11 protein-coding genes are annotated in these 15,363 nt (G+C 32.6%); 8 read left to right on the plus strand and 3 right to left on the minus strand.

What is annotated here, in order from left to right; translation table 11 throughout:
- Positions 1-12: 12 nt before the first annotated feature.
- Positions 13-663: a pyridoxamine 5'-phosphate oxidase gene (pdxH, locus tag GM921_RS04535; RefSeq protein WP_182921418.1), complete on the minus strand. Its 651-nt coding sequence runs from the start codon at positions 661-663 to the stop codon at positions 13-15.
- A gap of 48 nt (positions 664-711) precedes the next feature.
- On the opposite strand from pdxH, the gene GM921_RS04540 reads away from it, so the two are divergent.
- Positions 712-1,275 carry a YqgE/AlgH family protein gene (locus GM921_RS04540; protein WP_182921419.1) on the plus strand — a complete coding sequence of 188 codons (564 nt, stop codon included), beginning with the start codon at positions 712-714 and terminating at the stop codon, positions 1,273-1,275.
- Between the two features lie 68 nt (positions 1,276-1,343).
- Here the strand turns inward: GM921_RS04540 and purE are convergent, their stop codons facing one another.
- A complete protein-coding gene (gene purE / locus GM921_RS04545) occupies positions 1,344-1,832 on the minus strand; it encodes a 5-(carboxyamino)imidazole ribonucleotide mutase (RefSeq protein ID WP_182921420.1) in 489 nt (162 codons plus the stop codon).
- A gap of 51 nt (positions 1,833-1,883) precedes the next feature.
- Positions 1,884-3,023, minus strand: coding sequence for a 5-(carboxyamino)imidazole ribonucleotide synthase (locus GM921_RS04550; RefSeq protein WP_182921421.1), 1,140 nt, complete (start codon positions 3,021-3,023; stop codon positions 1,884-1,886).
- 514 nt (positions 3,024-3,537) lie between these two features.
- Here GM921_RS04550 and GM921_RS04555 point away from each other — a divergent pair.
- From GM921_RS04555 to GM921_RS04585, 7 genes are all read left to right on the plus strand, one after another.
- Positions 3,538-4,728: a BaiN/RdsA family NAD(P)/FAD-dependent oxidoreductase gene (locus GM921_RS04555; RefSeq protein ID WP_182921422.1), complete on the plus strand. Its 1,191-nt coding sequence runs from the start codon at positions 3,538-3,540 to the stop codon at positions 4,726-4,728.
- 63 nt (positions 4,729-4,791) lie between these two features.
- Positions 4,792-5,538 carry a hypothetical protein gene (locus GM921_RS04560; RefSeq protein ID WP_182921423.1) on the plus strand — a complete coding sequence of 249 codons (747 nt, stop codon included), beginning with the start codon at positions 4,792-4,794 and terminating at the stop codon, positions 5,536-5,538.
- A gap of 1 nt (position 5,539) precedes the next feature.
- The gene (locus tag GM921_RS04565) at positions 5,540-8,314 is read left to right on the plus strand and encodes a TonB-dependent receptor (protein ID WP_182921424.1); all 2,775 of its coding nucleotides are present in this window, start codon (positions 5,540-5,542) and stop codon (positions 8,312-8,314) included.
- Positions 8,315-8,318: 4 nt separating this feature from the next.
- Positions 8,319-9,479, plus strand: a complete 1,161-nt coding sequence (locus GM921_RS04570) for a DUF4249 domain-containing protein (protein ID WP_182921425.1) — start codon at positions 8,319-8,321, stop codon at positions 9,477-9,479.
- Between the two features lie 41 nt (positions 9,480-9,520).
- Positions 9,521-10,663, plus strand: a complete 1,143-nt coding sequence (locus tag GM921_RS04575; protein WP_182921426.1) for a DUF4249 domain-containing protein — start codon at positions 9,521-9,523, stop codon at positions 10,661-10,663.
- Positions 10,664-10,678: 15 nt separating this feature from the next.
- The gene (locus GM921_RS04580; RefSeq protein ID WP_182921427.1) at positions 10,679-13,042 is read left to right on the plus strand and encodes a hypothetical protein; all 2,364 of its coding nucleotides are present in this window, start codon (positions 10,679-10,681) and stop codon (positions 13,040-13,042) included.
- Between the two features lie 109 nt (positions 13,043-13,151).
- Positions 13,152-15,347 carry a B12-binding domain-containing radical SAM protein gene (locus GM921_RS04585; protein WP_182921428.1) on the plus strand — a complete coding sequence of 732 codons (2,196 nt, stop codon included), beginning with the start codon at positions 13,152-13,154 and terminating at the stop codon, positions 15,345-15,347.
- Positions 15,348-15,363: the final 16 nt, after the last annotated feature.

A 15,363-nucleotide genomic window follows, 5' to 3' on the forward strand; every position in this document is an offset into this window, starting at 1 on the left:
TTAAATTCTTGTTTAAGGAGCTAAACGATTAGTTTGCCATTTTCCATTTATCAAATCGTATTTAATTCTGTCGTGTAAACGGCTAGTTCGTCCTTGCCAAAATTCTATTGATGTTGGTTTAACGATGTATCCACCCCAATGTGCCGGTTTTGGAATTGTTTTACCTTCATATTGTGAGGTTAATTCTTCAACCTTTGTTTCTAATATTTTCCTATCGGAGATGATTTGACTTTGAGGCGAAACAATGGCACCGATTTGACTTCCTTGTGGACGAGAATGGAAATACTTTTCCGAATCTTCTTTGCTTAATTTTTCTACTTTTCCTTCTATACGAACTTGTCTCTCTAATTCTCCCCAAAAGAAAACTAAACAAGCTTGTGGATTTTTCTTTAATTCTTTACCCTTTGTGCTTAGGTAATTGGTGTAAAAACTAAAGCCATTTTCATCAAATCCTTTTAGTAAAACGATACGAGCATTTGGTTTGCCAGATTTATCGGCAGTTGCCAAAGTCATGGCATTGGGTTCAAATATTTCGGCAGTCATTGCCTCAGAAAACCATTTATCGAACTGTTTAATTGGGTTTTTGTTAATGTCGTTATCGTTCAATTGTGCAGAGCGATAATCTTGTCTTAAATTTTCTAGTGTTTCTTTAGTAACCTCCATAGTGCAAAAATAGGCTTTAGTTCTTTCAAAATTTCTTAAATTTCGCAAATGTTAAGTAGAACTGAACCATCAGCTGGAAAATTATTGATTTCGGAACCGTTTTTAAGCGATCCGAACTTTAAGCGATCGGTTATTTTATTAGCAGAGCATGAAGAAGAAGGGACTTTGGGTTTTATTTTAAATCAACCAAGTAGTTTGTTATTGAAAGACTTAGTGCCAGATTTGTGGCAAGCAGATTATCCAATTTTTATAGGTGGACCAGTTGAAGTTGATACCATTCATTTTATCCACCGCTGTTATGATAAATTAAATAGCGGCGAAGAAATTGCGAATGGCATTTATTGGGGAGGTAATTTCGAAACACTTAAAATTTTGGTAAATAATAATAGTATTTCTGAAAATGAAGTGAAATTCTTCTTGGGGTATTCTGGTTGGGGCAAAGAGCAATTAACCGAAGAAATTAATACAAACACTTGGATTGTTTCAGGTAAATATCATCAAGATATTGTTTTTTCGCACAACGAAGAAGAATTATGGCGAGAAGTAATTGTTAATCTAGGTCCAAAATATGCTCATGTAAGCAATTTCCCGAGTGATCCAAGCTTGAATTAAATAGACGGAAAGTCAGTAAGACAGAAAAGTCAGAAAGATGATAATGCTTACTCTTACGGACTTTCGGACTATTTTTCCATTTCACTTGCACTTTCCTCAACTTTTTTCTTCAAATCATCTTTATACGCTTGCATTTTTTGAGCTAAGTTATCATCGGCAATTGCCAAAATTTGAACAGCCAATAAACCAGCATTTTTTGCAGCATTTAAGGCTACTGTAGCAACAGGAATCCCATTTGGCATTTGTAAAATAGATAAGATAGAATCCCAACCATCAATAGAATTAGAAGATTTAACAGGAACACCAATTACAGGTAAAGTGGTTATGGAAGCCACCATTCCTGGTAAGTGAGCAGCACCACCAGCACCAGCAATTATCACTTTTAAACCTCTTTGAGCAGCATCTTTAGCATAAGTAAACATGCGTTCTGGTGTGCGATGAGCTGAAACGACAGTCATTTCAAATTCAACCCCAAATTCTTTACAGATATCAGCAGCATCTTGCATGATGTTTAAATCAGATTTGCTACCCATGATAATACCTACTTTTGCGCTCATATTTTTTTTTACTAAATTGTCCTTATTCTTTGTTCCTTGCTCTTTAATCTTTTAAGAAACTACTTTTAATGTTTGTTGTATATATCTAGCTTTTTCTATTGCGTTTTCACGGTTTTGATCTACAATAGTAATGTGCCCCATTTTACGGAATGGCTTAGTATATTTTTTTCCATATAAATGTACGTAAACACCATCAATAGCCATTATTTTTTCTAAACCATCGTATTTTGCCAGACCATCATGACCTTTTTCACCTAGTAAATTTATCATAACTGCATTGCTAATAGAACGCGTATCGCCCAATGGCAAATTGAAAATTGAACGTAAATGCTGTTCAAATTGCGAAACATAATTTCCTTCAATAGTTTGGTGACCGCTATTGTGCGGGCGAGGGGCTAATTCGTTTACTAATATTTCGCCATTTTTGGTGACAAACATTTCTACGGCCAATATTCCAGTAATATTTAATGCTGATGCAATATTCAATGCTATTTTCTCAGCTCTATGCTGAATATCATCTGGATAAGTTGATGGTGAAATTAAAAATTCAACCAAATTCGCTTCAGCATTAAATTCCATTTCCACCATCGGGAAAGTTTTCATATCGCCGTTAGCATTTCTAGCTACAATTACCGCTATTTCCTTATCAAAATCAACCAATTCTTCTATTAATGATGGTGCTTCGAAAGCATTTTCGATATCTGCAAGATTACTAATTTTCATTACACCCTTGCCATCGTAACCATCTTTTCGTTGCTTTAAAATATATGGAAAAGGAAAATTTCCGTTGCTTAAATCATCTTTAGAATTTACTAGTTGAAAAGGGGAGGTTGGAATATCATTCTCTTTGAAAAATTGTTTTTGTACGCCTTTATCCTGAATCAAACGAATAACACGCGACTGAGGAAACACTGATTTCCCTTCTTTTTCTAACTGTTCTAAGGCTTCGATATTTACTTTTTCAATTTCAATCGTAATGATATCGGCTTTTTTCCCAAAATTATAAACCGTGTCAAAATCTGTAATCGAACCGCATTCAAATTTATTAGCGATGTGTTTACAAGGCGCATCAGGATCAGGATCTAAAACCAAAGTGGTTAAATTGTAATTAATTGCCTCTTGTATCAACATTCTGCCGAGTTGCCCACCACCTAATATTCCTAATTTTTGCTCGCTTATCTGTTTTGCCATTGCTTAATAATAGATTTTACGATGCAAAAATAACATTTTGAAGCTCAAATTCACTACAATTATTGGATCAAGCGTAAAAATTGGAGGTTATGATTTTCATAAAGCTCTCATTTATTCCGTTTTTACTAATTACCCGGAAACTACTTTAAAACGTGCCATTTAATATTACTTCATTCCCATTTACCTTATAATTCATCTTTGCTTAATACTAGAATACTATCACGTTTATAACAGTTTAACTATTGGCTCTAATTTAATTCGGACTTCAGTCGGACTTTGTTCGGATTCAATTGTCACAAGTCCGAACTAACCCCGAACTAACTCCGTCTAAAGGCCGTTTTAACAATCTTGTTTTCCCAACGCAAAAACGAGGCAAAAAGCAACTTAATCAATCCCTAATTTTTACGCTTGGTACCTAATTTAAGTTCAGTTCTCGTCAAAAATACGCAGCTACTGTTGGGGCTAATTTGAACAGAACTGTAACTATTACCTGCAAACTTATAACTTTGCAATAATGGATGCAGATGCGATAATTATTGGTGCTGGAGCTTGCGGATTAATGTGTGCAGTGCAAGCTGGTTTCTTGGGTAAAAAGGTTGTTGTACTCGAAAAGAACAGTAAACCAGGTGCTAAAATCTTAATTTCTGGTGGTGGAAGATGTAATTATACCAATCAATGGGCTACTACAGAACAATTTATTTCTGCTAATCCCCACTTCCTAAAATCGTCTTTTAATCAATGGACAGTTGAAGATACTATTAGCTTTTTTGAAACTTATGGCATTGTAGGAAAAGAAAAAACATTAGGTCAATTATTTCCTAATGATAAAAATGCGAAGGATGTGGTTGAAATTTTTACATCACTTTGCGAGGAAATGGAGCAAGAAATTTGGTGTAATATTGAAGTGAAAGATATTGAGCAGACTAGTAATGGTTTCAGCGTAAAATATGCTATAGGCGATAAAATCAAAACTATTTCAGCACCCAAAGTGGTTATTGCAAGTGGCGGATTACCAATTCCGAAAATGGGTGCAACAGATTTTGCCTTGCGATTTGCTCGTAACAGCGGATTGAAAATTATAGAAACTGCTCCCGCTTTAGTACCCTTAACCATTACAGGGAAAGACGAAGATTGGTACGCACAACTTTCTGGGAACTCTGTTTTTTGTGAGGTAAGTAATGATGAAATTTCTTTTGAAGAAAATATTTTATTTACCCATTGGGGATTAAGCGGTCCGGCTATTTTGCAAATTTCATCATATTGGCGAAGGGGCGAAGTTTTTAATATCAATTTACTGCCAAACCAAAATATTTTAGAATTAATAGAAGATGAACGTAAAACAAATGGGAAAACGCTGTTGTCAACTTTGTTAAACCGTTTTTACGCTAAGAAATTTACTGATGCTTTAGGTAAATTTTTGCCTTTAACTAAAACAGTAGCCGATTTAAGTAAAGCTGATATGGAATTAGTTTATCAGACCATTCACGAATTTAAAGTTAAACCAGCAGGTGATAAAGGTTACGATAAAGCCGAAGTAATGCGTGGTGGAATTGACACGAGTGAAATTTCTTCTAAAACATTAGAATGCAAAAAGATACCTGGTTTGTATTTTGGCGGCGAATGTATGGATGTAACTGGCTGGTTGGGTGGTTATAACTTTCAATGGGCCTGGGCAAGTGGTTTTGTAATTGCACAGAATATTTGATTAACTCTTACTGTTTAACAAACTAATGTTTTTTCTCTATCTTATGACTTTCAAGTTAAAAAAATGAATAGAGATTGGAATAATAAAGTTAGATTGATATTAATTTTACTATTAGGTTTTAATGGTATTTCTGAAGCACAGTCTGTAAAAAAAGATACTATTCTTTATAACGCAGCACAAAATGCTAAACAATTTTATGTAAAAGCAATAGGTGAGCAATCTGGTCTATATAACGGTGAAGAATATAATTATTATACTGGTTTAGAGGGAGTTGCTTATTTTAAGAGCAAAGATTTTTATAGCGATGGTAAAATAGTATACGATGGTTTTTTATATGAAAAGGTACCATTGTTATATGATTTGTATAAAGACAAAATAATTTCATTGCTCCCAAATGGATTTACAAAATATAGTTTTGTGAATGAAAAGGTGAATAGTTTCGATCTTTATAATCATCATTTTATAAGGGTTGATATTAAAGATATGACAAAAGATATTTTGCTTCAAGGCGGATTTTTTGATCAAATTTATAATGGAAAATGTAAAATTCTTGTTAAACGAACAAAAATTTCGCAAGAAACTATGGGTACACAAACTTTAAAGAAATACTTTATTAATAAAGACATCTATTATATGGTAAAGGATAACATTTATTCTGCATTTAGTGGTGAAAAAAAACTTTTAACTCTCTTTGGTGATAGAAAGAAAGAACTGCAACAATATTTAAAAGATAATAAAATCAAGTTTAATAAAGATCCTGAAAATGCCATGATTAAACTGGCAACTTATTATGATAGCTTATTTAATTAAAATGACAAAAATTAAACTACTATATTTTATATTTTTCCTGTTTTGCTGTCAATCAATTTATGCTCAAAAAGTATCTGATCCATTTATAACGGTTGATTTTAAAAATGCTACTGTGAATGAGTTTGTAACAGCACTAGAAAGTAAGAGTAGTTATCATTTCTATTATGATTCTACTATAATGGATAGTTTGCGAATTACATTTAAGGCAGATCAAAAAAACTTGATCTATATCTTAGAGGGATCATTAAAGAATACAAATTATTATTATGCTATCGGTCAGAATTCTAGTGTTTTCTTAACTAAGAACGAACCACTTAAAACCGATCTGGCTATTTTATATTTCAATCAGACACCAGACAACAAAGCAACTGATTCACTTTTTAAAACCGAAACGGCTTTAACGAATGAGAATAAAGCAAATACAGCAGCTACCACAGAAAATAAAATTTATGAAATAGGAATTAAAACAAATGAAATCAAATCAGGTATGGCAACTATAGCCGGCTACCTTCGCAATTTTAAAACTGGAGAACCTATTTATGGAGCTAGTATTTTATCAATGAATTCAAAAATCGGGACATTTTCTGACCGCGTTGGCTTTTATTCACTCACATTGCCCAAAGGTAACAACACCTTACAAATCAAGGCTGTAAACCTAGGTGAAACCAGAAGACAGCTTGTTATTTATAATGATGGGAAATTTAATATAGATTTAAAAGAAAAGATTGTAACACTTAAAACAGTTCAAATTTCTTCGCAAAAAAATAACAATCTTAAAAGTGTTGAAATGGGTGTAAATAAGCTTGATATTAAAAGTATTAAACAAGTTCCATCGGTTTTTGGTGAGCCAGATATTCTAAGGGTGGTTTTAACACTTCCAGGTGTCCAATCTGTTGGCGAGGCAAGTACAGGCTTTAATGTAAGAGGGGGTGCAGCTGATCAAAATCTTATTCTATTAGATGAATCTACTATTTATAATCCTTCACATTTTTTTGGTTTTTTCTCCGCCTTCAATCCAGAAATAGTTGATAATGTAGAACTATACAAAAGTTCAATTCCTGAAAAATTTGGTGGAAGACTGTCATCAGTTTTAGAAGTAACAAATAGAGAAGGTAACAAAAAGAAGTATACTGGATCAGCTGGGATTGGTTTAATTACTAGTCGACTAAATATTGAGGGTCCGATTGACAGCAATAAAACTTCATTCATTTTAGGCGCTCGTACTACTTACTCAAATTGGTTATTAAAACTGCTTCCAAAAGATTATAAAAATAGTAGTGCATCATTTACGGATATAAATTTAGGAATAAGCCACCAGATCAATGAGAAAAACAGTATTATATTCTCAGGCTATTATAGTACAGATCGGTTTAAGTTAAATTCTGATACTGCTTATTCTTATGGAAATAAAAATGCTTCTATAAAATGGAAACATATTTTTAATCCTAAACTAACAGGAAGTTTGGTTGCTGGTTTTGATAAGTATAACTACAATATCAAAAGTGAAAATAATGAAGTAAATGCATATAATCTAAGTTTTGATATTGGACAAACAAACTTGAAAGCAGATTTCAACTATTTATTGAATGATAAACATACCGTAAATTTTGGGCTTTCATCAATTTATTATACACTTCATCCTGGTGAATTTTTGCCTGTTGGAGAGAAATCATTAATAAAACCAGACGTTGTACCAACAGAACAAGCATTAGAAAGTGCAGTTTATGTTGGCGATAAATTTGATATCACAAAAGAGCTATCAATTAGTGGTGGACTTAGATATTCACTTTTCAATTTCTTAGGGCCATATGATGTTCGAACATATGTTGAAGGTCAACCAAAAACTGAAAACACATTGGTTTCAACTGAAAGTTTTGGTAGAAATAAAGTGATTAAGACTTACCATGGACCAGAAATCAGACTCTCAGCAAGATACAATGTATCTAATAGTTTCTCTGTTAAAGCAGCGTTTAATACATTGAGACAGTACATTCACCTTATTTCTAATACCACAGCAATTTCTCCAACGGATATTTATAAACTGAGCGACCCAAATATTAAACCACAATTTGGGAATCAGATTTCATTGGGGCTTTATAAAAACTTCAGTGATAATGCTATAGAAACATCAGTTGAGGTGTATTATAAAAAGATAAAGGATTATCTAGATTACAAAAGTGGAGCGAGTTTAGTACTTAATCATCATATAGAAACAGATGTAATTAATACAAAAGGTAAAGCTTACGGAGTTGAGTTTTTTGTTCGTAAGAATGTTGGAAATTTGAATGGATGGATGAGTTATGCCTATTCACGTACTCTACTTAAGGATGATGACATCACTTCTATTGAAAAGATTAATGCTGGCAATTATTATGCTGCGAATTTTGATAAGCCACATGCCTTTAACTTTATTGGTAATTATCGCATTTCACATCGCGTAAGTTTTTCTCTAAACCTTACTTACAGTACTGGTCGTCCAATTACGTTGCCCATCTCAAAATATTATTATGCTGGTGCGCAAAGAGTATATTATTCTGATAGAAATGCTTATCGTATTCCTGATTATTTTCGATCGGATATTTCCTTCAATATTGAAGGAAATCATAAACTCAAACAACTTACACATGGTTCTTGGACTGCTGGTATATATAATATTACTGGAAGAAAAAATGCTTTCTCAACTTATTTTACAGAACAAGCAGGTGTAATTAAAGGGTATAAGCTATCTATTTTTGCTACCGTGCTACCATTTGTTAACTACAATATCAAATTTTAATAAAGTGAAACAGTTTAAAGTTATATATATTGTTATTATAGCATTGATTATCACATCATGTAAAGAACCTTATGCGCCTAATTTGACCAAAACCAATAACAATCTTTTAGTCATCGAAGGTTTTATCAATACTGGAGCAGACTCTACGCTCATTAATTTGAGTAAAACTGTTTTGGTTGATAATAAAAATACGGCAAGTCCAGAATTAAACGCTACAGTAACAGTAGAAAGTGATGCTAATAATACTTATTTATTGAAAGATATTGGTAAAGGACTATATGTCTCTGCTGGACTAAATTTAGATAATTCTAAAAAATATCGTTTGAGAATTAAAACATCAAAAGGAACGGTTTATATTTCAGATTTTGTGGAACCAAAAGTAGCTCCGCCAATTGATGATGTAGTTTGGGATATAAAAGATGATGGAGTACAGATTTATGTGAACACGCATGACAATACAAATAATAGTAAATATTATCGTTGGGAATATAATGATACATGGGAATTTCAGGCAGAATACTATTCTATGTATATTTCAAATGGGAAAGATGTGGTAGATCGGAATCAATTAACAGATAATATTTTTACCTGTTGGGCGGGCGGAAAATCAAGTAATGTACTTATTGGTTCATCAATTAAATCAGAGAAGGATATCATTCATAAAAGTCCACTTACCTTTATTCCAACAGATGCAGAAAAAATATCTGTTAAGTATAGTATTTTGGTAAAACAAATGGTGCTCACAAAAGATGCATATGATTTTTGGGAAAGACTTAAAAAAAATACCGAGAACTTAGGGTCTATATTCGATGCTCAACCCTCTCAACTTACAGGAAATGTTCATAATGCTGCAGATCTGAGTGAACCTGTGATAGGCTATATAGGTGCAGGAACAACTCAAACAAAACGAATTTTTATAGCAAAAAATAAACTACCAAGTTGGACTAGAAAATATCCTTATGCATGTTATCCTTTGGATTCAATTTTTATTATTAGTCCAAAAACTGGCTCGAGGGATGAAGACAAATTCTTTCATACCAAAATAATGGTGCCAATTGAAGAGATAAAGATAAATAATGTAATTGTTGCTCATAAGGGTACAACTAAAGAATGTGGAGATTGCACTATAAGGGGCGTTAATAAAAGGCCTACATTTTGGGATTAACAGTAGGTGTATAAGTTGGTAGAGAAATAAATGTTTAAGTTATGAAGAAATTTAAAAATGTATATTTATTGATTTTATGCCTAGCATTTTTTGCTTGCAAAGAGCCTTATGCGCCTACGGTTACAACCATAAATCATAATTTTTTAATAATAGAAGGATTTATCAATACAGGCGCAGATTCTACAATTATTAATTTAAGTAGAAGTGTTTTAGTTGATAATAAAAACACGGCAAACCCAGAGTTGAATGCTACTGTAACAGTAGAAAGTGATGCAAATAATAGTTATACATTAAATAACTTGGGAAAAGGTGTATATGCTTCTGCAGGACTAAATTTAGATAATTCTAAAAAATATCGTTTAAGAATTAAAACATCAAAAGGAGTTACTTATTTGTCTGACTTTGTAGAATCTAAAATATCTCCAGTAATTGATGCTGTTGGTTTTGATGTCAAAGACGATGGTATCCAAGTTCATGTAAATACACATGATGATAGTAACAACAGCAAATATTTTCGTTGGGAATATAAAGACACTTGGCAATTTAATTCGGATTATTATTCTGTTTTGTCGTATAATGGGATAAAGGGTCCGGGTTTTCAAGATCGTTTGTATCCTGACGAAAACATAGCTACCTGTTGGACAACTAAATCATCAAATAATATATTATTAGGGTCAACCTTGAAATTGGAAAAGGATGTGATTAATAAGGCTCCATTAACTTTTATCGAATCGAGTTCAGAAAAAATATCAGTAAGGTATAGCATTTTGGTTAAACAGTATGTAATTACTAAAGAAGCATTTGAATTTTGGGAAAAACTAAAGAAAAACACAGAAAATTTAGGTTCTATCTTTGATACACAACCTTCTGAATTAAGAGGGAATGTATATAATGTTGCAGATAGGAATGAACCAGTCGTAGGATTTATTGGAGCAGGAGTAACTCAAACCAAACGCTTTTTTATTAATAAGAAAGAACTGCCAAACTGGGCACTCAAATACCCTTATAAATGTGCTGAACTTGATACCTTAAATAATTTCTTTGCAACTAAGGCAATGCAAACTGGGCTTAAAACTCCACTTGCATTTGTGCTTGTAGATGGCGTCACGTATATTTTATTGGTAGACAAAGAATGTGGAGACTGTACTATAAGAGGTGTAAATAGAAAACCAAGTTTTTGGTAAAATTAAATGAATAATATGTATAAGATTTACGTCAAATCACTTTTAATATTTCTTGTGTTGGCTTGTTCAACTCGTCTTAATGCGCAGGTATTACCCAAAGTACAACAGGCATTTACTACCTACAATGAAGATCGGTTTAAAGAAAAGATTTTTGTTCATACGGATAAGGATTCTTATTTGGCTGGAGAGCTGATTTGGTTTAAAGCCTATAGTTTAAATGCAAGCAATAATCAAACTGTAGCTTTTAGCAATGTGCTGTATGTAGATGTACTTGATCAGGCAAATAATTTTATACTGCAGGCAAAAATTGAGTTAAATAATGGTAGCGGAAATGGATCATTTTATATTCCAAAAACGGTAATAAGTGGGGCATATAAGTTGAGGGCTTATACTAATTGGCTGAAAAATTTTGGTACAGAAAGCTTCTTCGAAAAACAATTAAACTTTGTAAATCTTACAGAAAAATATGAAAATGTTAAGAATAAACCTGTAGCGTATGATATTCAATTTTTCCCTGAAGGAGGTGATTTAGTTGAAGGTCTTACAAGTAGAGTAGCCTTTAAGGTTACAGGGAAAGATGGAAAAGGTACAAATTTGAATGGCGTAATTGTTAATGAAAAAAATGATACTGTTGCTCGTTTCAGCACTTTAAAATTTGGAATGGGCAGCTTTACTTTTAAACCAATAATTAACCATAATTACAAAGTTGTAGCAACTTCTATTGAAAAAGAGATTTTAATAAAAGAATTGCCAAGAGCTAAGAAAAAAGGTTATAGCATGAATGTAAGTGTTGCTGACGATGATATAAGTGTAAAGGTAACTACCAATCTAGCAGTTAATGATGCTTATTTGTTTATTCATAATAATAAACAGGTAACACTAGCAGAAAAAATGGTAATCGGTAATGGAAAGGCAGAATTTAAGCTCAAGAAGAATAGTTTAAAAGACGGTGTTTCTAGTTTTACAATTTTTGATGGTAACGGTTTGCCCATTTGTGAGCGATTGTTCTTTAAAAAACCAACTCAAAAACTATTAATTGAAGCAGTAACTGATCAAAAAAGCTACACTTCTCGTAAAAATGTTAAAGTTAATTTATTAACTAAAAATGAAAAGGGCCAACTAGAAAGAGGTGATTTTTCGGTATCTGTTTACAAATTAGATTCGTTAAATAAAACTCCAAAGGCAGACATTGTTAATTACGTTTGGCTCGAATCTGAGTTAAAAGGTGACATAGAATCACCTGATTATTATTTTTCAACTGATAATGAGGGGGCTAATGAAGCACTAGATAATTTGATGCTTACACAAGGGTGGCGTCATTTTAAATGGGACGAAGTATTAACTCAACAAAAACCTTCATTTAAATTTTTACCAGAGCTAAATGGACATCTTATCAACGGCACAACAACATTAAATGGCAATTTAGTTAGTCAGAAAGTTATATACATGGGTATTCCCGGTAAAAATTATCAATTTTATGCAACAAAAAGTGATTCTACAGGTAATTTTCTTGTCAATACAAAAAAGTTGTTTGGAGCAAACGAACTAGTACTGCAGAATGGTAATGAACTTGATTCCAATGTTCAAATTAAAATTTTAAGCCCTTTTTTAGAACAGTTTTCAAAGAAGAAATATTCAACTGATGAAATTAATTCATCAATGATAAGGGCATTACAAGAAAATAGCCTTACAGTAGAGGTTCAAAATACTTTTATATCTAGTAAATTGAAACAGTACTTTAGCCCAAATGTAGATAGTGCCTTATTTTATGGTAGCGCTTATAAAACCTATAAATTAGATGATTATACACGTTTTCCAACAATGGATGAAGTTTTAAGGGAATATGTTGCAGAAGTTGGTGTTTTGAAGCGACAAAAAAGATCGCATATTAAAATGATTAGCGAATATGATTTTTTAAATGAAGATCCTTTAGTTTTATTAGATGGTGTACCATATGTGAATATGGATTTAGTGATGGCCTTTGATCCTCTTAAAATTGAAAAATTAGAAGTTGTTCGCAATAGATATTTCCTGGGAGGCATTCCTTTTGAAGGAATTCTTAATTTTACTACTGCTAAAGGAGATTTGGGTGGGCAAAGATTGGATCCACATTCAATAGTACTTGATTATGAAGGGATGGAGCTACAACGTGAATTTTATCAGCCTGTTTATGATACAAAACTACAAATGGAAAGCCGAATTCCTGATTTTAGGAGTGTTTTATATTGGTCGCCAGAAATTAAATTTGATGAAAAAAGTAAAGCACAGTTGAATTTTTATACATCAGATCAATTGGGGTCTTATATAGGGATAATTCAAGGTATTAGTAAAAATGGGGTGCCTGGTAGTAGATACTTTACTTTTGAAGTTACAAAATAATAAAGCAAATAAGAATAAATTAGTTTAGGGCATTTCTCTTTTTATTGAATGAATTAATTAATGAGAATTAAAGCTTTATATTCATTTACTTTGCAGGAAATCTTTATAGTTGAAAAGTGATCTTCTTTTAATTACACCTCCATTTACCCAACTGAATACTCCGTATCCGGCTACTGCGTATATAAAAGGTTTTCTGAATACTAAGAACATCTCTTCAACTCAAGCAGATTTAGGTATCGAAGTGATTTTGGAATTGTTTTCTAAAAAAGGGTTATCAGATTTGTTTTCTCAAGCTGAGCTAAATGAAGATGAATTATCTTTTAATATTCAACGTATCCTTGCTTTAAAGGAAGAATACTTAAAAACTATTGACGCTGTAATTGCTTTCTTACAAGGAAAAAACCCAACATTAGCTTTGCAGATTTGTCAGGAAGATTATTTGCCAGAAGCATCTCGTTTTGCGCAATTAGAAGAATTAGATTGGGCTTTTGGCGCCATGGGAACACAGGATAAAGCGAAACATTTAGCTACACTTTATTTAGAAGATATCTCTGATTTTATTGTAGAATGCGTAGATCCAAATTTTGGTTTTAGCAGATATGCAGAACGATTGGGGCGAAGTGCTAATTCATTTGATGAGTTGTATAGAGCTTTAAATCAAGAGCCTACCTACATAGATAAAATCCTGATCGATATTCTCAAAAACAGAATTGAAGAAGTTGAACCTAAATTATTTCTAATTTCTGTTCCATTTCCTGGAAATTTATATTCGGCTTTTCGTTGTGCGCAATATGTTAAAAAGCATTATACTGAAATTAAAATATCAATGGGAGGTGGTTTCCCAAATACAGAATTACGTTCATTATCTGATAAAAGAGTATTCGAGTTTTTCGATTACATTACCTTAGATGATGGAGAATTGCCAATCGAACTGTTGTGCAACGCAATTATAAAAGGTGGCGAATTCAATCTCTATAAAAGAACTTTTTTATTAGAAAATGATGAAGTTATTTATAGAAATGATGCTTTAAGAAGTGACTACAAACAAGCTGATGTTGGAACTCCAGATTATTCTGATTTACAGTTAGACAACTATATTTCTGTGATTGAAATTGTAAATCCAATGCATAGAATGTGGAGTGATGGACGTTGGAATAAACTCACAATGGCGCATGGTTGTTATTGGGGCAAATGTACATTTTGCGATATTTCTTTAGATTATATTAAAGTTTATGAACCTGTTGCAGCAAAACTGATTGTAGATAGAATTGAGGATTTGGCTCAGAAAACTGGTCAAAATGGTTTCCACTTTGTGGATGAAGCCGCACCGCCAGCTTTAATGCGTGAAGTAGCTTTGGAAATTTTACGCAGAAAGATTTCAGTTACATGGTGGACGAACATTCGTTTCGAGAAAAGCTTTACCCAGGATTTGTGTTTGTTGTTAAAAGCATCGGGTTGTATTGCTGTTTCTGGCGGCTTAGAAGTGGCATCTGATCGTTTATTAAAACTGATAGACAAAGGTGTAACAGTTGAGCAAGTGGCTAAAGTAACCAGAAATTTTACCGAAGCAGGAATTATGGTTCATGCTTATTTGATGTACGGTTATCCAACTCAAACTATTCAGGAAACGGTAGATAGTTTAGAAATGGTTCGTCAGTTATTTGAAGCTGGGGTTTTACAGTCGGGTTTTTGGCATCAATTTGCAATGACAGCCCATAGTCCAGTTGGTTTATATCCAGAGAAATTTGGTGTGGTAAAAGAAACTGAAGCAATTGGTACTTTCGCTAATAATGATATCAATTACACTGATAAAACTGGAATTGACCATAATAAATTTAGTTTCGGATTAAAGAAGTCACTTTTCAATTTTATGCATGGCATTTGTTTCGATTACAAGCTGCAAGATTGGTTCGATTTTAAAATCCCTAGAACTACAATTCCATCCAATTTTATTGATAGTGCCTTAAATAACGATGATAGTTTCAATATAAAACCTACAGCCAAAATAGTTTGGTTAGGAGGAAAGCCCAAAACTGAAACCTTTACTAAATCTAAAAAAGGAAGTTCATGGGAAATGATGACCCTGAATTTTCATAGTAAAAAGGAGAGTTTCAGTATTCAAACTAATCAAAAAGAAGGAGAGTGGTTAGTTTCTATTTTAGAAAGGATCTCTGTTTCAAATGAAAAAACGTACATTTTTCAAGATATAAAAACTGATTTCGAAAACACGATCGAACATTTTGAACTGTTTTGGTATTCAAAATCGATTAATAAATTAAGAGAATTTGGATTGTTGGTGCTTTAGTTAAACATTAAGAAAT

Source organism: Pedobacter planticolens (assembly GCF_014172375.1).
In the GTDB taxonomy this organism is placed as follows: Bacteria; Bacteroidota; Bacteroidia; order Sphingobacteriales; family Sphingobacteriaceae; genus Pedobacter; species Pedobacter planticolens.